The following is a 24404-nucleotide window of genomic DNA, read 5'->3' as shown; positions in this document are numbered from 1 at the left end:
GATGTGGCGGGTATTTGGCCTGCTGTTGGCGCTGGCCGCGACCCGCGCGATGGCCGCGGAAAAAGTGCGCTACTGCGACTACCCGGTCTACCCGCCGATCTCCTGGAGTGACGGCAAACAAGTACGCGGCCTGGCCCCGAGCGTGGTGAAAAACCTCTTTGGGCGACTGGGTTATGACGTCGACATCGTCGTGCTGGGCAACTGGAAGCGCTGCCTGCTCGACGTCGCTGAAGGCCGGGTCGATGTGGTGTTGGCTTATAGCACCGCGCAACGGGAGCAGAGCATGGTGTTTTCGACGGTGCCGGTGTTGCGCGAGGAGGTAGCGTTGTTCATCAATCGTCAGCACCCGGTGAAATTCGAGCGTCTGGAGGACCTGGCCCATTACCGTGGCGGGTTGCTGTTCGGTGAAAGTTACGGCGTCGATTTCGATCGCTTGGTCGCGCAACACCAGAACATCGAATGGGTCTCTGACAGCGGCCAGAACTTCGGCAAACTGATCCGCGCACGTATCGATTTCATCACCTCGGAACGACGCACCGGTCAGCTGTACGTCGAGAACCTGCCGGGCGCGCAAGACATCGTCGCGCTACCGAATGCCTTGAGCGTCGACTATTTGCGGGTGGCCATATCGCGCAAGTCCCCCTTGGCCAAGCGCATGCCGCAGATCGACGCGCAACTGAAACGCATGGTCGATGCTGGAGAAGTCGAGCAGTGGTTGAATGAAAGCGAAGTCACCTACCGTGACATGGTCAACCTGCCGGCGAACGCCAAATGATCCGCGCGCGTCCGGGTGGATTACTGCGACGTCTGCTGCTGTTTATTCTGTTGTTCAGCCTGTGTTTCACCGTGCTGGCGAGCACCGTGCAGCTGTACTTCGAATACCGCCGCGAGATGCGCGACATCGACTCGCGCATGGAGCTGATTCGGGCCGGTTACCTGGCCAGTCTGGAGCGCAGTCTCTGGGACTTGAACCAGGAACAACTGAACGTGCAGTTGCGGGGCCTGGTGGACTTTTCCGATGTGGCGCGGGTGCACCTGATCAGCCCCGATTTCGATCTGCTGCAAGGCAATGCCGACCCGATCGGGCCGTTGCGCATCGAGCGTTTTGAACTGGATTATCAACCACCAACCGGGCCTTCACGGCACTTGGGCCAGTTGGAGGTCAGCACCGATCTGGGCGCGGTGCATCAGCGCCTGTTCGCCACCGGTTTGACCAGCCTGCTGTGGATGAGCGTGTTTCTGTGCGGTCTGGCCGTGGCGTTGTCGGGGCTGTTCTACCGCTTGGTCACCCGGCACCTGCAAGTCATGGCCGAGTTTGCCCGACGCATCGCTGCCGGTGACTGGCACGAGCCGTTGCACCTGGACAAACGCCGGCACGTTCACGAAGACGAAATCGACACCGTGGCCCACGCGCTGGACGACATGCGCCGGGCCATTCTCAGCGACATTGACCGCCGCGAAACCGATCGGCTGGCCCTGCAAGACAACCGTGATGAATTGCTCAGGCTGGTCGAGCGCCGCACCGCCAGCCTGATGCGCGCCAAGGACGAAGCCGAGGCCGCCAACCTCGCCAAGTCGCGTTTTCTGGCGACCATGAGCCACGAGTTGCGCACCCCGCTCAACGGCATTCTCGGCATGGCCGAATTGCTGCGCGGCGCACGTCTGGATGAGCGTGACGGCAAACGTCTGGATGCGCTGTACAAGGCGGGCGAAGGGCTGCTGTCGATTCTCAACGAAGTGCTGTATTTCGCGCGATTGGAGGAGGGCGTCAGTCACCCGGAACCGGTCGACTTTTCGGTCCGGCAATTGCTCGATGAGGTGCTGACGCTGCTGGAACCGCGCGCGCTGAGCAACGACACGACGCTGCACTGTCGAATCGATCCACAGGTCGCCGAGCGCTATCACGGAGCCGAGCAATTCTTGCGTCAGGTGCTGAGTAATTTGCTGGCCAACGCGATCAAGTTCACCGAAGGCGGCAAGGTTGAGGTCGACGTCGCGCTGCTGGCTCAAGGTCCGGAACAGACCGGGCAACGGCTGCGCGTGAGCGTGACAGACAACGGCATTGGCATCGCCCCGGCCATGCAGGAGAAGATCTTCGAACGTTTCACCCAGGCCAGCGAAGAGGTGGCGCAACGCTTTGGCGGAACCGGTCTCGGGCTGGCGATCAGCAAGCATCTGGTCGAGCAGTTGGGCGGGCGGATTGGCGTCGAAAGCGAAGTCGGGCGGGGCAGTTGTTTCTGGTTCGAACTGACGTTGCAGGCGTCTACCGGCCTCACCACGGTGGCGCACAGCAGCGAGTCGGTGCAGGCGCTGAAGGTGCTGGTGGTCGAGGATGTGGCGCTGAACCGCGAAGTGGTCAGCGGCTTGTTGCAGCGTGACGGGCATCAGGTCTGGCTTGCCGAAGAAGGCGAGCAGGCGCTGGCGCAGTGTGCCGGGCAAGCCTTCGATTTGATCCTGCTCGATGTGCACCTGCCGGGCATCAGCGGCGTCGAGCTGTGCAAGCTGATCCGCCACACCCAAGGCCCGAACCGTCAGGCGCGGATCTTCGCCCTGACCGCCAGCGTGCAGCCGGCCTTGATGCGCGGTTATCTGGAGGCCGGCATGGACGGCATTCTCGCCAAGCCGCTGAAGCTCGAAAACCTGCGACAAGTGCTGGCCGGGCAACTGCCGGTGTCCACATCGCAACCAGATGACGAGGCGATGGACTGGCCGCTGCTGGACACCCATCGGACCTTGCTCGGGGAACAGAAACTGCAGGGCTTGCTGGCGGTGTTGCGTGACTCGATCCATCAGCATCGTGACGCACTCACCGAAGCCATCGAGGCTGACGATTGCACTGAAGTCGCCCACCTGGCCCATCGACTGGCCGGCAGCTGCGACTCATTGGGCTTTCGTGCGTTGGCCAATGTGCTGCGCGCTTTGGAAGAGGCCGCGATGGTCAATGATGAGCAGACGATGCGGACCTTGGCTTCTCAACTTCATGCGCAATTGCGGCGTTCGCAACAGACGCTGGCTGAGTTGTTGTCCCGCTGACGTACAAGTTCGTTACGACTTTTTACAACTTCGATCTTTACGGTCAACCGGACCTTACATGCGCTTCCAATAATCGAGGCAACCGCCACAGCGCGGTCTTCGAAGCTTATTGGAGATAATAATAATGAACTGCCGTAAAGCTGATCCTTCCCCGCGCCATGCCGCACACCTTGCTGACTATTGAGGTGCGGACATGAGCGAAACTACCGAAACCAAAGGCATCCAACTCACCCGCGCCCTGAAAAGCCGGCACATTTTCATGTTGTCGCTGGGCGGCGTGATCGGCACCGGGCTGTTCATGGGCTCCGGCGTGACCATCAACCAGGGCGGGCCGGTGGGCGCGATTCTGGCGTATCTGGTCGCCGGTTTCCTGATGTACCTGGTGATGGTCTGCCTGGGCGAACTGTCCGTACAAATGCCGGTGTCCGGCTCGTTTCAAACCCACGCCACCAAATTCATCGGGCCGGCCACCGGCTTCATGATCGGCTGGGTGTACTGGATGAGCTGGGCGACCACTGTGGGCCTGGAATTTACGGCGGCGGGCATGTTGATGACGCGCTGGTTTCCGGCGGTGCCGATCTGGTATTGGTCGGCGCTGTTCGTGGTGGTGCTGTTCGGTTTGAACGCGCTGGCGACCCGCGCCTTCGGTGAAGCGGAATACTGGTTCTCCGGGATCAAGGTCGCGGCGATTCTGGGCTTTATCGTCGTCGGCGTGCTGGTGATCTTCGGCGCCATCCCGCTGACCAGTGGTGCTCCGGCGCCGATGATGAACAACCTGATCGGCGACTCACTGTTCCCCAACGGCCTGTCGGCGGTGTTCGCGGTGATGATGACCGTGGTCTATGCCTTCCAGGGCTGCGAGATCATGGGCGTGGCCGCCGGCGAAACCGATCAGCCGGAAAAAAGCATCCCGCGCGCGGTGCGCAACGTGGTGTTTCGCGTATTGATTTTCTACGTGCTGGCGATTGTGGTGCTCTCGGCGATTGTGCCGTGGCAGCAGGCCGGGTTGATGGAAAGTCCGTTCGTGCAGGTGTTCGACATGGTCGGCATTCCTTATGCCGCTGACCTGATGAACTTCGTGATCCTCACGGCGATTCTGTCGGTGGGCAACTCCGGCCTGTATGCCTCGACGCGCATTCTGTGGGCGATGTCCAAGACCGGCATGGCGCCGAAAAGCCTGTCGCCTTTGAGCAAACGCGGCGTACCACTGCGGGCGCTGAGCATCACCTTGTGCTTTGCACTGGTGTCGCTGATGACCAGTTTTGTCGCGGCAGACACGCTGTTCATGGTGCTGATGGCAGTGAGTGGCATGTCCGGCACCGTGACCTGGATTGTGATCGCGTTGGCGCAGTACAAATTCCGTCGGGCGTATCTGCGTGATGGCGGCAAGCTCAGTGATCTGAAGTACCGGGCGCCGTGGTTCCCGCTGCTGCCGCTGACGTGCATTGCGTTGTGCTGCTCATTGTTTGTGTTTCTCGCGCTGGATGAAACGCAACGGCCTTCGCTGTACTGGGGCTTTGGGTTTATTGCGTTGTGCTACGGCGCGTACTTCCTGATTCATCGCAAGCGCGAAGCGGTGTTGGCACCGAGTTTGCCGACCGTTTAATTTCCTGATTCCAAACGATTCCCTGTGGGAGCGAGCTTGCTCGCGATAGCGGTCGATCAGTCAGCAGAGATGTTGAATGTGATACCGCAATCGCGAGCAAACTCGCTCCCACAGTTGTTTTGCGGTGGGCTGTAGGCAGTTGTTCGAAGTTGTAACAGCGCTATCTTCATGGCGCTGGATAAATAAAATAAATCCTTTAAATACAATTAGATAGACAGCTTTTTAAGCTGTTACAGCGCATTTTCCTGCCGATTGCCGCCTTACTGAACACTCGTTTAGTATGGCATCAAGTCGCATCACCTCAGACCAATCACAATAATTCGAGGATTCGCATGACTACTCAATCTTCTCTGCTCAGTCAGGTTGAAGCCGGCGTTGCCTGGATCACCCTCAATCGCACGGCCCAGCGCAATGCGCTGGACATCCCGACCCTGAAAAACCTCCACGCCTTGCTGGACCAATTCAACGCCGACCCCGCCGTGCGAGTCGTTGTACTGACCGGCAGCGGTCGCAGTTTCTGCGCCGGTGCCGACCTGGCCGAATGGGCCGAAGCCGAAGCCCGTGGCGCCCTTGAAACCTACGGCTGGACCGAAACCGCTCACGCCTTGATGAGTCGTCTGTACAGCCTGGAAAAACCGACCATCGCCGCCATCAACGGCACTGCCGTCGGCGCCGGCATGGACCTGACGCTGTGCTGCGATTTACGCATCGCTGCGCAATCGGCGCGCTTCAAGGCCGGTTATACCAGCATGGCTTACTCGCCGGACGCTGGCGCCAGTTGGCATCTGCCTCGGCTGATCGGTACTGAACAAGCCAAACGCCTGTTGTTCCTCGACGAATTGTGGGGCGCCGATCGCGCGTTGGCCGCCGGCCTGGTTGGCGAAGTCTGCGCCGATGAGCAACTGCTCGACGTCACCACTGAACTTGCTTCGCGCCTGGCCAACGGCCCGACATTCGCCTTCGCCCAGACCAAAAAACTCATGCGTGAAAGCGCTCAGCGCAGCCTGCCCGAGCAGCTGCAAGCCGAACTCGCCGCCGGCCTGTTGTGCGGCCGCAGCGAAGACGGTAACGAAGCCTTGCGCGCCTCGATCGAAAAACGCCCGGCCAATTTCATCGGTCGCTAAGTCCCGACACCACCTCCAGCACACGAACAACAGGTAGCCCCATGAATTTCCAACTGACCCAAGAACAAGAAATGTTGGTGGACGCGGTACGCAGTTTTGTCGCCAAGGAACTGCTGCCCCATGAGGAAGCGGTCGACCGTGCCGACGAAGTTTCCCCGGAGCTGGCGGCACAGATTCGCGGCAAGGCCATTGCCGCCGGTTTCTATGCCTTCAACATGCCGGAAGAAGTCGGCGGCGGCGGTCTGGACTACCTGTCTCAGGCGCTGATCGAACGTGAGCTGTCGAAGGTCTCCTGGGCGTTGCATGTGTTCGTTGCCCGGCCGTCGAAAATCCTCATGGCCTGCACCGGTGATCAGATCAACGACTACCTGTTGCCGTGCATCCAGGGCGAGAAAATCGACTGCTTCGCGCTGACCGAACCGGGTGCCGGTTCCGACGCCAACGCGATCAAGACCCGCGCCGTCCGCGACGGTGATGACTTCATTCTGAATGGCAGCAAACACTTCATCAGCCACGCCGGCCACGCCGACTTCGCCATCGTCTTCGCGGTGACCGACACCTACGAGCACAACGGCCGCCAGCGCAATGCCGTGACCTCGTTCCTGGTCGACCGCAACACGCCGGGCATGACCATCCGCCGCGGTCCGAAGTGCGTGAGCAACCGCGGTTACCACACCTACGAAATGTTCTTCGACGATTGCCGTGTCCCCGCGTCCAAAGTGCTGGGCGAAGTCGGCAAGGGCTGGGACGTGGCCAACGCCTGGCTGACTGCCGGGCGCGTCATGGTTGCCGCCAACTGCGTCGGTCAGGCGCAACGGGCGCTGGATGTGTCGCTGCAATGGGCGGCGGATCGCAAGCAGTTCGGCCAGCCAATCGGCACCTATCAAGGTGTCTCGTTCAAGCTCGCGGACATGGTCACGCAGATCCGCGCGGCCGAACTGCTGACCCTGCACACCGCGTGGAAAATGGACCAGGGCACCATGACCGATGGCGAAGCCGGCATGGCCAAACTGTTCGCCAGTGAAGTGCTCGGCAAGGTCGCTGATGAGGCGGTGCAGATTTTCGGTGGCATGGGCCTGATGGATGAATGCCCGGTGGAGCGCATCTGGCGTAACGCGCGGATCGAGCGTGTCTGGGAAGGCACTTCGGAGATCCAGCGCCACATCATTTCCCGCGAATTGCTGCGGCCGCTGTTGCGCTGATCGGCCCGGAGAATGTTTATGTCGCAGACGATTCGTGACAACCTCAAACGCCTGCTCGCACCGCGCCATCTGGCGTTTGTCGGTGGCCGCAGCATGGCCCGCGCGCTCAAGCGCTGCGCCGAAGGTGGCTACCAGGGCGAGATGTGGCTGGTCAATCCGCAGCACGACACACTTGAAGGCGTGCCGTGTGTGCGCAACATCGCCGAACTGCCGTGCGGCCCGGACGCGGTGTTCATCGCGACCAACCGCGAACTGACCCTGACCTGCGTCGCCGAACTGGCGGCCAAGGGCGCGGGCGGCGCGATCTGCTACGCCTCCGGGTTTGCCGAAACCGGCGCTGAAGGCCAGGCCTTGCAACAACAGTTACTCAAAGCGGCTGGCAACATGGCGTTGCTCGGCCCCAACTGCTACGGCTTGCTCGACTACCTGCACAGCTCCGCGCTGTGGCCGGTGGCCCATGGCGGCAAACCGGTGGAGAAGGGTGTTGCCGTGCTGACCCAGAGCGGCAACTTCGCCTATAACCTGTCGATGAGCAACCGCTCGCTGCCGGTGGCCTACATGGCGTCGGTCGGCAATCAGGCGCAACTGGGCATTGCCGAATTGATGGACGTGTTGCTCGATGAGCCGCGCGTCACGGCCATCGGCCTGCACCTCGAAGGCCTGAAAAACGTGCCGGGTTTCGCCCGTGCCGCACACAAGGCGCTGGAGAAGGGCATCCCGATCATCGCCCTGAAAACCGGCGTGTCGCAGATCGGTGCCGAACTGGCGCTCAGTCACACCAGTTCGCTGTCGGGCTCCGACGCGCTCTACGACAGCCTGTTTGCGCGCCTCGGCGTGATCCGCGTCAGTGGCCCGGTGAGTTTTGTCGAAACCCTGAAAGCCGCGGCCTGCGGCCAGTTGCCGGCGGGTAACAGCCTGATTGCTTTGGCCTGTTCGGGTGGCGATGCCGGGCTGATTGCCGACTACGCCGAACGCAATGACTTGAGCCTGCCCAAGCTCGATGAAGGCCAGGTCGGGGAACTGGCACAGGTCCTTCCAACCTACGCCAACCTGGTCAATCCGCTGGATTTCACCACGGCGATCTGGGGTGACGGCGAAGCGTTGAACCGCATGCTCGACAGTGCCCTGCGCACCGAAGCCGACGCCGCGATGCTGGTGCTTGATTACCCGGCTGAGTTCACCGGGGAGCGCAAGGAATGCGACCTGCTGCTGGAGCTGTTTTGCGCCGCGCTGGTGCGCCACGGCAAGACCGGTTTCGTCACCTCGGCGTTTCCCGAATTGCTTCCGGCTCACGCTCGTGAACGTCTGCATGCGCAAGGCGTCGCTGCGTTGCAAGGCGTGGAAGACGGCTTGGCGGCGTGGGGACGAATCGCCGGTTATCAACGCAATCGTCGGGCGCTGCTGGCGCTCGGTGAGTCGGCGCTGGTGCCGCACTGTCCGCACGCCTTGGTTGGCGAAGGACGATTGCTCAACGAGTGGGATTCGAAAAAAGCATTGCATGCCTTCGGCCTGCCGACGCCCAACGGCGTAATGAGCACGCCGGACAACGCGCTGAGTGACGCCGACGCACTGGGTTATCCGTTGGTGCTCAAAGCGGTCAGCGCGCAACTGCCACACAAAACCGAAGCCGGTGCCGTAGCGCTGAACCTCAAGGACGCCACGGCCCTGAGCGCCGCCCTGGAAAAAATGCGCGCAAGCATTGCCGAGTACGCGCCGCAGGTGCCGTTCGATCACGTGCTGCTGGAGCCGATGGCTAAACCGCCGCTGGCTGAATTGATCGTCGGTATCAAACGCGAAAACGACTTCGGCCTCGCCTTGGTTATCGGTGCTGGCGGGATTCTGGTGGAGTTGCTCAAAGACAGTCGCAGCCTGCTGCTGCCGACCACCGACGGCGCCATTCGCAAGGCCGTTTTAAGCCTGCGCAGTGCGGCGTTGCTGCAAGGGTTTCGCGGACGCGAAGCGGCGGATCTGGATTCGCTGGTGACAGCGATCCGTGCGGTGGCCGATTACGCCTGCGAAAACGCCGGGCAGTTGCTGGAACTCGATGTGAACCCATTGTTGGTCGGTGCCGCTGGCACGACTGCGGTCGATGCGTTGATTCGCCTTGGCCACGAGTGAGGATGTGAACATGCAAACCACAACATTGACCGGTGGCCAGGCCCTGGTGCGTCTGCTGGCCAACTACGGCGTCGACACCGTGTTCGGCATTCCCGGCGTGCACACGCTGGAGTTGTATCGCGGCTTGCCCGGCAGCGGCATACGCCACGTCTTGACCCGCCACGAGCAGGGCGCCAGTTTCATGGCTGACGGCTATGCACGCGTCAGCGGCAAACCGGGCGTGTGCTTCATCATCACCGGGCCGGGCGTGACCAATGCTGCCACCGGTATCGGCCAGGCGTATGCCGACTCGATTCCGATGCTGGTGATTTCCAGCGTCAACCACACCGCCAGCCTCGGCAAGGGTTGGGGTTGTCTGCACGAGACCCAGGACCAACGCGCGATCACCGCACCGATCACCGCGTTCTCGGCGGTCGCATTGAGCGCCGAGGACCTGCCCGAACTGATCGCCCGGGCCTACGCGGTGTTCGACAGCGAGCGTCCACGCCCGGTGCACATCTCGGTGCCGCTGGACGTGTTGTCGGCAAAAATCAGCCGCGACTGGAGCAACGACGTGGTCCGTCGTCCAGGTCGTGGCGCCGCCTCAACCACCGCGCTGGACGAGGCTGTGGCCAAGCTGCAAAACGCCAAGCGGCCGATGATCATTGCCGGTGGCGGTGCGTTGAATGCGCAACAAGCGCTGCAAGAGATCAGCACCCGACTCGCCGCGCCGCTGTTCACCAGCGTCGCCGGCAAAGGTTTGTTGCCGCCGGATGCGCCGCTGAACGCGGGCTCGACCCTGTGCGTTGAACCCGGCTGGAACCTGATCGCCGAGGCCGATGTTGTGCTGGCGGTCGGCACTGAAATGGCCGACACCGATTTCTGGCGCGAGCGCTTGCCGCTGAATGCCGAACTGTTGCGCGTGGACATCGACCCGCGCAAGTTCAACGATTTCTACCCGTGTGCGGTGGCATTGCACGGTGATGCCCAACAAACCCTCGTCGCGCTGCTGGAACGTCTACCGTCCACCGCGCGTGATGCCAGCGCAGCGATTTCTGCCGTCGGGGCCTTGCGCGAAGCTGTGAAGGCAAGCCATGGCCCGTTGCAGTCGATCCACCAGGCGATCCTTGACCGTATCGCCGCCGAGTTGCCGGCCGACGCGTTCATCAGCACCGACATGACCCAACTGGCCTACACCGGCAACTACGCCTTCAACAGCCTGGCACCGCGCAGCTGGTTGCACCCGACCGGTTACGGCACCTTGGGCTATGGCTTGCCAGCCGGCATCGGCGCCAAGTTCGGCGCGCCGCAGCGGCCAGGGCTGGTGTTGGTCGGCGACGGTGGTTTCCTCTACACCGCGCAAGAGCTGGCGACCGCCGTCGAAGAGCTCGACAGCCCGCTGGTGGTGCTGCTGTGGAACAACGACGCGCTGGGGCAGATTCGCGATGACATGCTCGGGCTCGACATCGAACCGATTGGCGTACTGCCGCGCAACCCGGATTTCGCCGCCCTCGGTCGCGCCTTCGGTTGCACCGTGAGCCAGCCGCAAAGCCTCGCCGAGTTGCAAACCGATCTGCGCCACGGCTTCAAGCGCAACGGCGTGACCCTGATCGAACTCAAGCACGCGTGCGCGCACTGATTTTCCTTTTCTGGCAGAGGTATCGCCATGCGCTTTTCCGATCTGACTCAACGTATCGCCGGTGACGGCGCTGCCGCGTGGGACATCCATTACCGCGCACTCGCGCTGCAGGAGCAGGGTGAAGACATTCTGCTGCTGTCGGTTGGCGACCCGGATTTCGACACCCCGGCGCCGATCGTGCAGGCCGCCATCGACAGCCTGTTGTCCGGCAACACCCACTACGCCGACGTGCGTGGCAAGCGCGCCTTGCGTGAAAGCATCGCCAGGCACTACGGCCGCCGCAGTGGTCAACAGGTCTCGGCCGATCAGGTTATTGTCCTGGCCGGCGCGCAATGCGCGTTGTTCAGCGTCGCCCAGTGCGTGCTCAACCCTGGCGATGAAGTGATTGTCGCCGAGCCGATGTACGTGACCTATGAAGCGGTATTCGGAGCCTGTGGCGCTGTGGTGATTCCGGTGCCGGTGCGCTCCGAAAACGGTTTCCGTGTGCTGCCTGAAGACGTCGCGGCCCGCATCACCCCGCGCACTCGGGCATTGGCGCTGAACAGTCCGCACAACCCGTCGGGCGCCAGTTTGTCCCGCGCCACCTGGCAGGCGTTGGCCGACCTGTGCATCGCCCACGACCTGTGGCTGATTTCCGATGAGGTTTACAGCGAGTTGTTGTTCGACGGCGAGCACGTCAGCCCGGCCAGTTTGCCGGGCATGGCCGAGCGCACCGCGACGCTCAACAGCCTGTCGAAATCCCACGCCATGACCGGCTGGCGAATCGGCTGGGCGGTGGCACCACCGGCGCTCGCGGCGCACCTGGAAAACCTCGCGCTGTGCATGCTCTATGGCTTGCCGGACTTCGTGCAGGACGCCGCCGTCGTTGCACTGGAAAGCAACTTGCCCGAGCTGGAGGCCATGCGCGAAGCCTATCGCCAACGCCGTGATCTGGTTTGCGAATGCCTGGCTGATTGCCCCGGCGTGAAGGCCTTGAAACCCGATGGCGGGATGTTCGTGATGGTCGATATCCGCGACACCGGGCTCAGCGCCCAGGCGTTTGCCGACCGCTTGCTCGACCGCCATGGCGTGTCGGTGCTGGCCGGTGAAGCCTTCGGTCCGAGCGCTGCCGGGCACATTCGCCTGGGGCTGGTGTTGGGCGCGGAGCCGTTGCGTGACGCCTGCCAGCGCATCACCCGTTGCGCCACTGAATTGCTGGAGTGTCAGGTTTATGCATAACCATAAAGCGCTGTTTATCGATGGCCGCTGGCAAACCCCGTCGGGGCAGGGCATCGCCGAGGTGATCAACCCGGCCACGGAAGAAGTCGCAGGTTCAGTGCCGCTGGGCGATGAGCGCGATGTCGACAACGCGGTGGCCGCCGCACGCAAAGCGTTCAGCTCATGGTCGCGCACGCCATCGAGTGTGCGGGCCGGTTACATCCGCGCCCTCGCCGAGCAGTTGCGCGCGCGGGCTGATGAGATGGCTTCGGTTATCACCACTGAACTGGGCATGCCGGTGCAGTGGTGCCGCTCGGTGCAGGTCGACGGCCCGATCACTGGGCTGGAGCAGTACGTCGAACTCGCAGGCCTGATGGACGAAGTGCGTGAGGTCGGCAACTCGCTGGTGATTCGCGAAGCGGTGGGCGTGTGCGCCTTCATCAATCCGTGGAACTACCCGCTGCATCAATTGATCGGCAAGCTCGCCCCGGCGCTCGCTGCCGGTTGCACGGTGGTGGTCAAGCCGAGCCAGGAAACCCCGCTGCACGCCTTTTTGCTGGCGCAGATGATTGAAGCCATCGGCTTGCCGGCCGGCGTGTTCAACCTGGTCAGCGGGCCGGGCTCGAAGGTCGGTGAAGCGCTGGCCAAACACCCGGATGTCGACATGGTGTCGTTCACCGGTTCCACCGGCGCCGGGGTTCGCGTGGCACAAGCCGCCGCGCCGTCGGTGAAGCGCGTGTGCCTGGAACTGGGCGGCAAGTCGCCGCTGCTGATTGCCGAAGACGCCGACCTCGCCGCTGCTGTGCGCTACGGCGTGCAAGACGTGATGATCAACTCCGGGCAGACCTGCACCGCGCTGACTCGCATGTTGCTGCCGGCCAGTCGTTACGCCGAAGCGGTGGAACTGGCCATCGCCGAAACCCAAAGCCTGCGCATGGGCGATCCGCTCGACCCGCAGAGTTTCCTTGGGCCGATGTGTTCGGCGGCGCAACGGCGCACCGTGCGTGACTACATTCAGGTCGGCCAGCAGGAAGGCGCGCGGCGGGTGTGCGGCGGCGATACGGCCGACGCCTTCGAGCGTGGTTTCTACGTCAGCCCGACGCTGTTCGCCGATGTTGATAACCGGATGCGCATCGCCCAGGAAGAAATCTTCGGCCCGGTGCTGTGCCTGATTCCCTACACCGATGAAGCGCAGGCGATTCAGCTCGCCAACGATTCGCCGTTCGGCCTGTCCAGCGGTGTCTGGGCCGGCAGTGCCGAACGCGCCTTGCACCTGGGGCGGCAGTTGCGTGCCGGGCAGTGCTTCCTCAACGGCGCAGCGTTCAATTATCAGGCGCCCTTCGGTGGCTACAAACAATCGGGCAATGGCCGGGAGTGGGGCGAGGAAGGGCTTAACGAATTCGTTGAAGTGAAGGCGATTCAGGTGTGACCGCTCGATGGACGGGCTTGCATTTGCGACTTCAAACTCAACGTTGGTCAATGTTTAAGGAATTGTCATGAAAGTACTGATCGTCCACGCTCACCCGGAACCGCAATCTTTCACCGCCGCCCTGCGTGACCAGGCCGTCGCCACCCTTGAAGCCCAAGGGCATGAGGTGCAGGTCAGCGACTTGTACGAGATGAACTGGAACCCGGTGGCGAGTGCCGATGACTTTTCTTCGCGGGAGAACCCGGAGTACCTGGTGTATGCGCTGGAGCAACGGCTGGGTGTGAAAAGCCAGTCGCTGGCGCCGGACATCCAGCAAGAGCTCGACAAGTTGTTGTGGGCTGACCTGCTGATCCTCAATTTCCCGATTTTCTGGTTCTCGGCGCCTGCCATGCTCAAAGGCTGGATCGACCGGGTGCTGGTGTCGGGGATCTGCTACGGCGGCAAGCGCTTTTACGATCAGGGCGGCTTGAGCGGCAAGAAGGCGCTGGTGACCGTGACCCTGGGCGGGCGCGAACACATGTTCGGTGACGGCGCGATTCATGGTCCTCTGGAAGACATGCTGCGGCCGATTCTGCGCGGCACGCTGGCGTATGTCGGCTTCGACGTGCTGGAACCGTTTGTGGCGTGGCATGTGCCGTACATCAGCGACGAGGCGCGCAAGGAGTTCCTGGTGAGCTATCAGCAGCGACTGGAGCACTTGAGCGATGACCAGCCGATGCAGTTTCCGCGGTTGGCGCAGTTTGATGAGGCGTTGTATCCGTTGCCGGTTTGAGGCGGGTTTTTACCTGGCGTTTGATGGTGTTCTTTGCGGCCCCATCGCGAGCAAGCTCGCTCCCACAGGTTTTGCAAACGACGCAAATCCACTGTGGGAGCTTGCTCGCGATGAGGACAGTGAATCCAGCCAAAAAACCAATGGCTCGCCACCTACCCCAGCCGGGCAGCCTGGGCAATGCCTATCAGGCTTAAATCTCCTTCACCGGCGTCTCACCCTCAACCCCTTTGATCAACCCGATGGCATGCAGGCAATCGGCCTTGTTCACATACGACTCGCCACTGGCGATGGTCTCGTGATTCCCCGCCCTCAACCGCCAGCGCCATTGTCCTTTGCCGGTGCTCGGGGTGCCCTTGGATTGCCTGTAAATCTCGAAATACATACTGCTCGCTCCATGCGATGGGTTATTGCGACAACCTGTGTGACGCGTCGTGGGCAAGCCTAGCGGAGCTGGCTTTTTTGGCCACCGGGCATTTGTTTCCAGGCATTTGAAAATATTTCTGCCAGCGCCGGCAGGCCGGTGGGAATGGCCAAAACCCCCTCTGATTCGCCCTTGCATCACCTCCCATGGTCCTGCTTAATACGACTCGACTCATGGCGTCGAGAAACTGTCGACGACCCCGGATTGTAGAAAAACCACTATAAAAAAGAGCAATCAATTGACTCATCAGCACGGAACGCAACTGGCCGGGCATTTGGCGTTATCGCTCGTCATCCCGGTGTTCAATGAAGCCGCCACCGTCGACTTGTTCCTCGCGCGGATCAATGACGTCTTCAAGGACGAGGCGCTGATCGGTCTGGAACTGGTGTTCGTCAATGACGGCAGCACCGACACCACACTGGATCTTTTGCTGGAACGCCAGTTGACGGACCCGCGCCTGCGCATCGTTGACCTGAGCCGCAATTTCGGCAAAGAAGCCGCATTGACCGCAGGTTTGCAGACCGCCACCGGCCAGGTCGTGGTGCCGATCGACGTTGATTTGCAGGACCCGCCCGAGGTTATTCTCGAGATGATTGCCCGCTGGCGTGAAGGTTATGAAGTGGTGCTGGGTCATCGTGTGAGTCGCAACACCGACTCCTGGGCCAAACAGACCTCGGCCAACTGGTTCTACCGCCTGCACAACAAAATCGCCGAGCAACACCTGCCGGAAAACGTCGGCGATTTCCGCCTCATGGACCGCTGCGTGATCGATGCCTTGCAGTCCTTGCCCGAGTCCCGGCGCTTCATGAAAGGTTTGTTCGCCTGGGTCGGTTTTCGCACCACCCAGGTCAACTACGAGCGCCCGGAGCGGGCGGCCGGAGCGACCAAGTTCAATGGCTGGCGGTTGTGGAACTTCGCATTGGAGGGCATCACCAGTTTCAGCACCGAACCGCTGCGGATCTGGACCTACCTCGGGCTGCTCGTTTCGCTGATTTCCTTCTCGTTCGCCATCTTCATCATCGTGCGCACCCTGATTTCCGGTATCGACCTTCCGGGTTATGCCTCGTTGATGGTGGCGGTCACCTTTCTGGGCGGCCTGCAATTGATTGGCATCGGGGTGCTGGGTGAGTACCTGAGCCGAACCTACATCGAATCGAAACGCCGGCCGGTGTATCTGGTACGGCGTGTCTATGACCCCAAGGACTGAACCGTGGATCTCAAGGAAACCGACATTCTCGGTTCAAGCATCGATCAGCATTGGTATTACGCCTCCAAAGCGGCGGCGACCACACGGTTGCTCGGCAGCACTCCGATCAGGAAAATTCTCGATGTGGGCGCAGGCTCCGGGTTCTTTTCTCACCATCTGCTGAGTCATTCATCGGCCAGCGAAGCGTGGTGTGTGGACATCAGTTACGACGCCGACTCGGACGCCAGCACCGCCGGCAAACCGGTGCATTACCGGCGCGAAATCGATGCGGTGGACGCCGACCTGGTGTTGCTGATGGACGTGCTGGAGCATGTCGACGACGACGTCGGGTTGCTCAAGGCCTATGTCGACAAAGTCCCGTCCGGCAGCCGATTCCTGATGACGGTGCCGGCGTTCCGTTTTCTCTGGAGCGGGCATGATGAGTTTCTCGAGCACAAACGCCGCTACACCCTGGCGCAACTGGAAACCGTGGCCCGAGCGGCCGGCTTGACGGTGCAGCAGGGCACTTACTATTTCGGCCTGGTGTTCCCGATTGCCGCCACGTTGCGATTGCTGCCCAAAGGCGCGCAACCGTCGCCGCCACGTTCGCAACTCAAGCAGCATCACCCGCTGGTGAACACGCTGTTGAAGACCTTGTGCAACATCGAGTTGCCGTTCATGAAGGCCAATCGTCTGGCCGGGTTGACGGTGTTTGTGCTGGCGCAGAAACCGTGACGTCAACCGAAAAATCCGCCCTGATCAAGCGTGGCCTGCGCTTTGCCGTCACCGGGTTGTTCGTCACCGCCCTGCATGCATTGGTGGCCGTGCTGTTCATCAATTACGTGTCGCCGTTGCCACCATTGGCCAACGGCGTGGCGTTTGCCGTGGCGACCGTGGTGTCCTACGTGATCAATACCACCTGGAGTTTTTCCGCACGATTGCACGGCCGGACGCTGCTGCGTTTCATGATGGTGTCCGGCGCCGGTTTTCTGTTGGCGATGCTGGTGGCCTGGGCCGCGCAGATGGCCGGGCTGCATTACCTGCTGGGGATTGGCGCCGTGGCGCTGACGATTCCGGCCTTCACCTTTGTACTGCATAACTTCTGGACGTACCGATGAAGGATCTTGTTAAACGCCTGCCGCTCAACCTGTTGCCCTTGTTGATCGGTGTTGTGGCTTTTTTCATCGTGGTCGGGCCGAGGGCACTGAACCCGCAAAACATTGCGTGGCTAGGGAACGGTGATCCGGCGACGCACTATTTGGGCTGGGTGTTTTTCCGTCAGTCGCCGTGGTCCTTTCCCGTCGGGCTCAATCCTTCCTACGGGCTGGAGTTGGGTAACGGCATCATTTTCTCTGATTCCAATCCGCTGCTGGCCCTTTTGTTCAAACCGTTTGCCTCGCTATTGCCGATGCCTTTCCAGTATTTCGGGTTGTGGTTCCTCGCCTGCTTCGTCTTGCAGGCCTGGTTCGCGTGGAAACTGCTGGGGCTGGTTTCTTCCCATGTGGGCGTACGTGCCGTGGGAACGGCGCTGTTTGTCTTCGCGCCGCCGATGATCATGCGCATGCCGTTCCACTTGTCACTCGGTGGGCATTTTCTGGTCCTGGCTTCGTTGTATCTGGGGCTGCACCCGAATTTGCGCCGTCGACGCCTGGCCTGGGGCGCGTTGCTGGCGGCGGCTGCGTTGATTCATGCGTATTTTCTGGCGATGGTCGCCGTGATCTGGATCGCCGATCTCACTGCCGGTTATTTCAGGAAAAACATGACGCTGCAGTCGGCTGCCATCGAATTGATCGGGCTATTTTCGCTGGTCAGTTTTTGTTGCTGGCAGGCGGGCTATTTTTCTGTGGGCGGCGGCGCGGTATCGGATGGTTTTGGCCTGTACGCCATGAACCTGCTGTCACTGATCGATCCGGGCAATTGGTCAGGGCAGTGGTCCTATGTCCTCAAGGATATGCCCGGTGTTCAGGGGTATGGCGACGGTGAAGGGTTTCTCTATCTAGGGCTTGGGCTGATCACACTGGGCATTTGTGCGCTGGTGGGGCTGCTTCAAGGCCAAACCGGTTTTGCTCGGCGATTGGGCCAGCGCCCCCTATTACTGGTGGCGCTGGTGGGGCTGTGCCTGTTCTCGATCTCCAATCATGTTGCGCTCGGCTCACTGGAATGGACCTATCCGTTGCCGCAGTGGGTGATCTCGATCGCGAACATTTTCAGGGCGTCAGGGCGGATGTTCTGGCCGGTCTACTACGCGATTATCTTCGCCATCATTTTCCTGGTGATTCGCGCCAATACCCCGCGTACCGCCGTGAGTCTATTGTCCCTGGCGTTGCTGATCCAGGTGCTCGATACCCACGCCGGCTGGATAGGCGTGCGCAAACAATTGATGGTTGAACCGGCGTCGAAGTGGGTGTCGCCCATGGTCGATCCGTTCTGGAACAGTGCTGCGGCCCATTACCGGAACATTCGCTGGATCGTTCCGCAGAATCTGTCCCCGAAGTGGATGTCGGTGGCTGATTTTGCCGGTGCCCATGGGCTGGCAACGAATGCCGTGTACCTCGGGCGGATGGACACGGCCAACTGGATCAAATCCGAGCAGGAGACGGCGCGTGAAATGACCTCGGGCAAGTATGCCGCCGACTCGTTGTACCTGCTTGATGAGCGGGCGTTGATCCAGGCGGTGAGAAACGTTGATACCCGAACGGACCTCTTCGCCAGGATTGACGGGTTCACAGTGCTGGCCCCGGGCTGGAAACAATGCAGCACGTGCCTGCAGCTGGCCTCGCAAATCAACCCGCTGGATCTTGTGCCCTCCGTCGAACCCGGACAAAAGACCCTGTTCAATTACGGCGGCAAGGGCGGGGCACTGCTCGCCAATGGATGGTCCGAGCCAGAACTCTGGGGCACCTGGTCGAAAAGTCCCGACGCCGAAGTCATGTTCCGGGTTCCGGCACCCGTGCATTCCTTGCGTCTGGAAGCCACGGCGTTCCTTCCGCCAGGGCATGCGCGGCAACGTGTCGTCATCAACATCAATGGCGTACCGGCCGTGAATACCCGGCTTGAGCAGGCTGATGGCAACATCATCGATGTGGCCCTTACGGCCGAGATGCAGCAACGGGTGTCGAGTCAGGGGGTGTTGATTGTGCAATTGCAGTTCGCCGATGCCGTCAGCCCGAAACAGTTCGGGATGGGGCCGGACGTTCGACCGCTTGCACTCGGGTTGAAGTCCTTGACCGTCAATTGATGTCCGCTGGACATAGACGCCTCCCTCGGGCCTTTCTACACTGCCTCATGTGTTGGGGACCGGGGGCAAGGAATGAATCGTAATGAGCTGCGCAAGGCGGACATCAACCTGATGGTGGTGTTCGAAACGTTGATGCTCGAGCGCAACGTGACGCGGGTGGCAGAGAAGCTGTTTCTCGGTCAGCCGACCATCAGCTCGGCGCTCAACCGCTTGCGGGCGATGTTCAACGATCCGCTGTTCATCCGTGTCGGCCACCGCATGGAACCGACGGCCCGCGCCGAGGAGTTGATTCAGTACCTGTCACCGGCGCTGGATTCGTTGTCGGTGGCGTTGAGCCTGACCCACAGTTTCGACCCGGCCAGCAGCACCATGACGTTTCGCATCGGGCTGTCAGATGACGTCGAGTTCGGCCTGCTGCCTCCGTTGCTGCGCGCCTTGCGCCAGGAAGCGCCGAAGGTGGTGTTTGTGGTTCAGCACGTCGATTACTGGCGCATACCGGACTTGCTCGCGTCCGGCGACATCACGGTCGGCATCAGCCAGACCCGCGGCCTGCCGGCCAACGCCAAGCGCAAATTGTTGCGCCACATTCAGCCAAGCATCCTGCGCGCCGATGCGTCCGACACACCGCTGACGCTCGATGAATATTGCGCACGCCCTCATGTGCTGGTTTCCCACACGGCGAACGTCAGTGGTTACGCCGATGAGTGGCTGGCCGAGATTGGCCGGACGCGTCAGGTGGTGCTGTCCGTGCCGCAATACAGCTCGTTGCCGGCCTTGCTCGCGGGCACCGATCTGATTGCCAGCCTGCCGGATTACACGGCCGACGCCATGGCGGCTACCGGTTTGCTGTTCAAGGAACCGTTCCCGTTCAAGACCCCGACCCTGGACCTGTCGATGGTCTGGCTCAGCCATGTCGATACCGACCCCGCCGAACGCTGGTTGCGTTCGCGCCTGGAGGTGTTCATGAGTGAACGTCCACCCTTGCCGCTGCCCGAGTGAGTCAGACAGCGCTGTGTTATACGTAGGATCTTTCTGCCCACTATCTGGAGCCGCGTCATGCCACACGTGCACATGGAATACACCGCCAACCTGCCTGGGCTGAACGCCGACGTGGCGTTGATCCGGCTCAATAATGCCTTGGTGGCGTCCGGTCAGTTTGCGGCAGAGTTCGACATCAAGAGTCGGGCACTGAAGGTCGAGACCTTCAAGGTCGGCACTGCGTTGAATGAACGGGCGTTTGTGCATGTGAAACTGGCGCTGTTGAGCGGTCGCTCACCGCAGATCAAACAGCAGCTGTCGGAAAGCCTGCTGGCGGTGGTCCAGGACCTGTGCGAATGGCCAACCGGTGTCGAAGTGCAGTTGTGCGTGGAAATCCTCGATATCGATCGCGAGTCCTACACCAAGACCGCCATCACCCCCTGAATTCAGGCCACCTGCTCGGCACAGACGTCAATCACCTGCTCGCGCAGCCAGGTGTTGGCACTGTCCTGATCGGCACTTTGACTCCACTGCATGTCCAGGGTGAAACCCGGCAGGCCATTGGGCGCTTCGCAATGATTGAAGATCGCCTCGTTGGCGAGCAATTGCTGGATACGGCGGGGCAGGGTCAGGATGTAGTCGGTGCCAGTGATCATCTTCAGTGCCGCGCTGTAGCTGTTGGCTCGCGCGACAATCTGCCGCTTGTGCGCCTGTTGCGCCAGCCAGCCGTCGACCATGTTGGTGCTGGACGTCCATGGGGTTGGAAATACATGCCGGCGTTGCACAAAGGCTTGCAGGCTCAGCCGTGACTCCAGTGGCGTGGCGCGTTTGTCGAACACACAGACCAGATCATCTTCCAGTAACAGCCGGGATTTGAAGTCGGTGTGGCTGCGATGGAAATTCGGGCCGAAACAGATCACCAGGTCGAGGCGGCCATCGCGCAACTCGTCGACCGGGATGTCGGTTTCGAACTTGTGCATGTTGACCATCACCGGCAGGTCGGCGAAATCGAAGCGCTTGAGCAGACGCGGCAGAATCAACTGCTCGAAGTACTCCGGCGCGCAAATGTTGAACGTCACCGCTTGCAAGGTCGGGTCGAACGCTTGGGTGCTGGCGTGGCACAGGTTGATACTTTCGAGAATTTTCAGCACATGCGCGTACATGGTGCTGGCTTTGTAGGTGGGGCGCATGCCGGTGCGGGAGTTGATAAACAACTCGTCTTCAAAACTGGTCCGCAGCTTTTTCAGGCAGTAACTCACCGTGGACTGGCTGACACAAAGCGCCTCCGACACACCGGTGACGCTGCTTTGCTCGTACACGGCGACAAACACCATGAGGTCCTGCATGTCGAGCTTTCGAAGCAAGTTACTGTTCAGCATCCGTTCTGTCTCGCTGTGTTCCGTGCGCGATCAATGCGCAAACGTGTGCGAAAGATCCTAACGGAACGATGGTGCCAGGAGAATGCCTTGTAGGAAGTTTCTGCGCCGATCAGTCGATGTGTTGGTGGTAATGCCGCGGGTCGAAGCGCAGGACCATCAGGATCATCAACCCAACGACCCCTGTCAGCGCCCACCAGGCCCATTCGAAACTGCCCAGTTGGTCACGAATCATTCCGGCCATCAGCGGTGAAAGGCCGGCGATCAAGTACCCGATGCCTTGCACGAATGCCGTCAGGGCGCCGGCGCGTTGCGGGTCATCGAGGTGATCCAGCGATACAATCAGGCTCATCGGGAACAGCCCGCCGATGCCCAGCCCCAGCAGGCACGGCCAGAGCAGGCTCAACTGTTGCAGGCAGAGAATCAGCCCGCAGAAGCCGGCCATGATCAGCGCCAGCAACACCACCAGCACCAGACGCCGGTCACGACTGCGATTGGCAATGGCAGGCGTCACCAGCCCGGACAACACTTCCATGGCCGTCAAAAAGCCCAGCAGCAACCCGGCGTGTTGCTCGCTCCAGCCTTGTTCCACGTAGTAAGGCGCGAGCCAGGCCAGCACACAGGTGTAGGACGCGGTGCCCAGACCGAAGAAGATGGCGAGTAACCAGGCGCGGGAATTGGCGAAAAAACTCGGCCGGCGGGTTGATTGCGTCGAGCGTGCCGTAGATTCGCCACGCAGGCCAGACCATAGCAGCAGGGCCATCACGGCCAGCGCCGCCCAGATCGCCAGGCCGAGGCGCCAGCTACCACTTTGGTTCATGACCAGCGGCGCAAACGAGGCTGCAATCGCCGCGCCGCCCATGATCGACGTGACATAAAGCCCCATGCACAGGGCGACGTTGTCACTGAACCGGGCCTTGATCAGCGCCGGCATCAGGGCCTGGATCAGCGCAATACCGACACCGGCCAGCACCGCACTGAGGATCAGTTCGACGGCCGAATCGAGAAACAGTCGCGACGCCGTGGCCACGCCAATGATCAACAGCGACAGCACCACCGTGCGCTGTTCGCCGAAGCGTTGGCTGACCCGCAAGCCAAAAAACATCGCCAGGCCCATGGCCATGACCGGCAGCATCGTCAGCAGCGAGGCCATGCTGAAACTCAGCGCAATGTCCGCGCGAATCGACGACAGCAAGGGCCCGACCGCCGCCATCGACGGACGCAGGTTAAGAGCGACGAGCATGATGCTGAACATCAGCCAAAGGGCAGGGCGGGTCGTCGCGCGAACGTTTTCCATCAAACAGGCCTTCAAAAACAAGGCCCCGATTAGGCTCGCCAGGGCTGGCGGCCGCAAATCAGATAATCCGCAGCACTATTTAAAAATTAAATACCTCAGCCATCAGGGTGTTTGGAGATGATTGTTTAGTCCATCTGCAACCAAGGTTCTTCAAATCCCGATTTAAAGACCTGACCGCCCGTGTGACGCTGCCGCTCATCTGTCCTCTACGGTTTTACCTATGGGCGATTGTCCCGTCGCACTTCCCTCCGAGCTGGCCTTCTGGGCGCTGTGGCATTGCCGTCACGCACGCCCCCCGGATTCCTGTATTTCCCGTTGATTGTTCTGACAGGTCCCGCGCCATGCGCTGGATCACCTCGGCGACGCCTGCGCGTTTGCCTGACGCGGAAAAAGAGAATACCCATGAGTTGTGCCACGACCTCGTTCGCCTCCCCGCAAGAAGCCCTGACCTTTCTCGAACAGAACCCGGACATTGAAATGTTCGAGCTGTTCATCCTCGACAACAACGGTGTGCCACGGGGCAAGCTGCTGCATCGCGATGAACTGCTGGCGGTGTACGAGAGCGGTCGGCCGCTGCCGAGCACCATTCTGGGCCTGACCATCAATGGCGACGACGTGGAAAACTCCGGACTGGTCTGGGACGTCGGCGACATTGACTGCCGTGCCTACCCGATCAGCGGCAGCCTGACGCGCATGCCGTGGCGGTTGATTCCGACAGCGGCGGTGCAAGTCAGCATGCACCCCAAAGAAGGCATGCCGGCGACGATCGCCGATCCCCGGCACTTGTTGGCGAAAGTGATCGAAGGCCTGCAAGCCGACGGTTACTACCCGGTGATGGCGGCGGAGCTGGAGTTTTATCTGCTGGATCAGCAGCGCGACAGCAACGGGCGGCCGCAACCGGCGCGGGATGTCGATGGCGGGCGGCCGCGCACGACGCAAGTCTATGGCTTGCGTGAACTGGAGCAGATCGAACCGTTTCTGGCCGATCTCTACAGCGCCTGCAAGCTGCAAGGCATTCCGGCGCGCACGGCGATTTCCGAATACGCGCCGGGGCAGGTGGAAATTACCCTCGAACATCGCACCGATGCCCTACAGGCAATGGACGAAGCCGTGCGTTACAAACGATTGGTCAAGGGCGTGGCCCACAAGCACGGGATGACGGCCTGCTTCATGGCCAAACCCTTCGACGATCTGGCGGGCACGGGGATGCACATGCATGTCAGCCTCGCGGACAGAGAGGGCAACAACCTGTTCGCCAGCGAAGCCCCGGACGGCACGCCGTTGCTCAGGCAGGCGGTCGGCGGCATGCTCAGTACCTTGCTCGATTCTTTGCTGTTGTTCTGCCCGAATGCCAACTCCTACCGGCGATTCCAGACCAACAGCTATGCGCCCCTGGCGGCGACCTGGGGCGTGGACAACCGCACGGTGAGTCTGCGCGTGCCTGGCGGGCCGGCGTTTTCCCGGCACATCGAACACCGTATTTGCGGCGCTGATGCCAACCCGTACCTGGCCGCCGCGGCGATACTGGCTGGTATCCATCGCGGTATTCGCGAACAACTCGACCCGGGTGCGCCGGTGGAAGGCAACGGGTACGCCCAGGCCACGGAGCTGTTACCGACCGATTGGCTGACCACGTTGCGCGCGCTGGAAGGCTCGACCTGGGCGCGTGAAGCGTTCGGACAACCTTTTCTGGGCGTCTACCTGGCCGTTAAGCGCGCCGAGTATCGACAGTTTATGGGCGAGGTCGGCGAGCAGGACTGGCGCTGGTACCTGAACCAGGCCTGAACCATTCTCAATTATTCATAACGT

20 protein-coding genes are annotated in these 24404 nt (G+C 61.3%); 17 read left to right on the top strand and 3 right to left on the bottom strand.

Annotated features, from left to right (window positions below; genetic code table 11):
* Position 1 precedes the first annotated feature (1 nt).
* The 10 genes from AB4N43_RS09730 to AB4N43_RS09685 all read left to right on the top strand — a co-directional run bounded on the left by AB4N43_RS09730 (position 2) and on the right by AB4N43_RS09685 (position 14099).
* Entirely contained in the window at positions 2 to 775 is a 774-nt protein-coding gene (locus AB4N43_RS09730) for a substrate-binding periplasmic protein (protein WP_027925897.1), read from the top strand.
* Positions 772 to 3033: an ATP-binding protein gene (locus AB4N43_RS09725; RefSeq protein ID WP_460153909.1), complete on the top strand. Its 2262-nt coding sequence runs from the start codon at positions 772 to 774 to the stop codon at positions 3031 to 3033. Before AB4N43_RS09730 ends, AB4N43_RS09725 begins: the two co-directional genes overlap by 4 nt.
* Positions 3034 to 3226: 193 nt before the next feature.
* Positions 3227 to 4639, top strand: a complete 1413-nt coding sequence (locus AB4N43_RS09720) for an amino acid permease (protein WP_460153907.1) — start codon at positions 3227 to 3229, stop codon at positions 4637 to 4639.
* Between the two features lie 332 nt (positions 4640 to 4971).
* Positions 4972 to 5763 (top strand): enoyl-CoA hydratase/isomerase family protein, encoded by a 792-nt coding sequence (locus tag AB4N43_RS09715; RefSeq protein ID WP_194939864.1) that lies wholly within the window; start codon positions 4972 to 4974, stop codon positions 5761 to 5763.
* A gap of 41 nt (positions 5764 to 5804) precedes the next feature.
* On the top strand, positions 5805 to 6965 hold the full coding sequence (locus AB4N43_RS09710; RefSeq protein ID WP_059181450.1) for an acyl-CoA dehydrogenase family protein: 1161 nt from the start codon (positions 5805 to 5807) through the stop codon (positions 6963 to 6965).
* Positions 6966 to 6983: 18 nt separating this feature from the next.
* Positions 6984 to 9083, top strand: a complete 2100-nt coding sequence (locus tag AB4N43_RS09705) for an acetate--CoA ligase family protein (RefSeq protein WP_460153905.1) — start codon at positions 6984 to 6986, stop codon at positions 9081 to 9083.
* Between the two features lie 10 nt (positions 9084 to 9093).
* Positions 9094 to 10701, top strand: coding sequence for a 5-guanidino-2-oxopentanoate decarboxylase (locus tag AB4N43_RS09700; RefSeq protein ID WP_460153903.1), 1608 nt, complete (start codon positions 9094 to 9096; stop codon positions 10699 to 10701).
* Positions 10702 to 10728: 27 nt separating this feature from the next.
* Complete coding sequence (locus AB4N43_RS09695) at positions 10729 to 11919, top strand: pyridoxal phosphate-dependent aminotransferase (RefSeq protein WP_460153901.1); 1191 nt, start codon at positions 10729 to 10731, stop codon at positions 11917 to 11919.
* Positions 11912 to 13327 carry an aldehyde dehydrogenase family protein gene (locus AB4N43_RS09690; RefSeq protein WP_027925889.1) on the top strand — a complete coding sequence of 472 codons (1416 nt, stop codon included), beginning with the start codon at positions 11912 to 11914 and terminating at the stop codon, positions 13325 to 13327. Before AB4N43_RS09695 ends, AB4N43_RS09690 begins: the two co-directional genes overlap by 8 nt.
* A 67-nt stretch (positions 13328 to 13394) precedes the next feature.
* A complete protein-coding gene (locus AB4N43_RS09685; RefSeq protein WP_460153899.1) occupies positions 13395 to 14099 on the top strand; it encodes an NAD(P)H-dependent oxidoreductase in 705 nt (234 codons plus the stop codon).
* Positions 14100 to 14289: 190 nt separating this feature from the next.
* On the opposite strand, the gene AB4N43_RS09680 is transcribed toward AB4N43_RS09685, so the two are convergent.
* Positions 14290 to 14481, bottom strand: coding sequence for a YegP family protein (locus tag AB4N43_RS09680; RefSeq protein WP_010462174.1), 192 nt, complete (start codon positions 14479 to 14481; stop codon positions 14290 to 14292).
* A gap of 277 nt (positions 14482 to 14758) precedes the next feature.
* Here AB4N43_RS09680 and AB4N43_RS09675 point away from each other — a divergent pair, with 277 nt between their 5' ends.
* From AB4N43_RS09675 to AB4N43_RS09650, 6 genes are all read left to right on the top strand, one after another.
* Positions 14759 to 15727 carry a glycosyltransferase family 2 protein gene (locus tag AB4N43_RS09675; protein ID WP_460153897.1) on the top strand — a complete coding sequence of 323 codons (969 nt, stop codon included), beginning with the start codon at positions 14759 to 14761 and terminating at the stop codon, positions 15725 to 15727.
* Positions 15728 to 15730: 3 nt separating this feature from the next.
* Entirely contained in the window at positions 15731 to 16441 is a 711-nt protein-coding gene (locus AB4N43_RS09670; protein ID WP_310271170.1) for a class I SAM-dependent methyltransferase, read from the top strand.
* Positions 16438 to 16824: a GtrA family protein gene (locus AB4N43_RS09665; RefSeq protein ID WP_027925885.1), complete on the top strand. Its 387-nt coding sequence runs from the start codon at positions 16438 to 16440 to the stop codon at positions 16822 to 16824. The genes AB4N43_RS09670 and AB4N43_RS09665 overlap by 4 nt, the downstream gene beginning before the upstream one ends.
* Positions 16821 to 18944 (top strand): DUF6311 domain-containing protein, encoded by a 2124-nt coding sequence (locus AB4N43_RS09660; protein WP_460153894.1) that lies wholly within the window; start codon positions 16821 to 16823, stop codon positions 18942 to 18944. Before AB4N43_RS09665 ends, AB4N43_RS09660 begins: the two co-directional genes overlap by 4 nt.
* A 72-nt stretch (positions 18945 to 19016) precedes the next feature.
* Positions 19017 to 19943 (top strand): LysR substrate-binding domain-containing protein, encoded by a 927-nt coding sequence (locus tag AB4N43_RS09655; RefSeq protein ID WP_410921396.1) that lies wholly within the window; start codon positions 19017 to 19019, stop codon positions 19941 to 19943.
* Positions 19944 to 20000: 57 nt separating this feature from the next.
* Positions 20001 to 20366 carry a 5-carboxymethyl-2-hydroxymuconate Delta-isomerase gene (locus AB4N43_RS09650; RefSeq protein WP_027925882.1) on the top strand — a complete coding sequence of 122 codons (366 nt, stop codon included), beginning with the start codon at positions 20001 to 20003 and terminating at the stop codon, positions 20364 to 20366.
* A gap of 2 nt (positions 20367 to 20368) precedes the next feature.
* Here AB4N43_RS09650 and AB4N43_RS09645 read toward each other — a convergent pair whose 3' ends face one another.
* Together AB4N43_RS09645 and AB4N43_RS09640 are read right to left on the bottom strand one after the other, a co-directional pair.
* Positions 20369 to 21301, bottom strand: coding sequence for a LysR family transcriptional regulator (locus AB4N43_RS09645; RefSeq protein WP_027925881.1), 933 nt, complete (start codon positions 21299 to 21301; stop codon positions 20369 to 20371).
* Between the two features lie 109 nt (positions 21302 to 21410).
* Entirely contained in the window at positions 21411 to 22595 is a 1185-nt protein-coding gene (locus AB4N43_RS09640; protein WP_027925880.1) for a cyanate transporter, read from the bottom strand.
* Positions 22596 to 22997: 402 nt separating this feature from the next.
* On the opposite strand from AB4N43_RS09640, the gene AB4N43_RS09635 reads away from it, so the two are divergent.
* Positions 22998 to 24380, top strand: coding sequence for a glutamine synthetase family protein (locus tag AB4N43_RS09635; RefSeq protein WP_027925879.1), 1383 nt, complete (start codon positions 22998 to 23000; stop codon positions 24378 to 24380).
* Positions 24381 to 24404 lie beyond the last annotated feature (24 nt).

The sequence above is a fragment of the Pseudomonas sp. S2_B07 genome (genome assembly GCF_054668435.1).
Note: the sequence above shows the minus strand (reverse complement) of the source record. Positions and strands in the feature narration are given on the sequence as shown.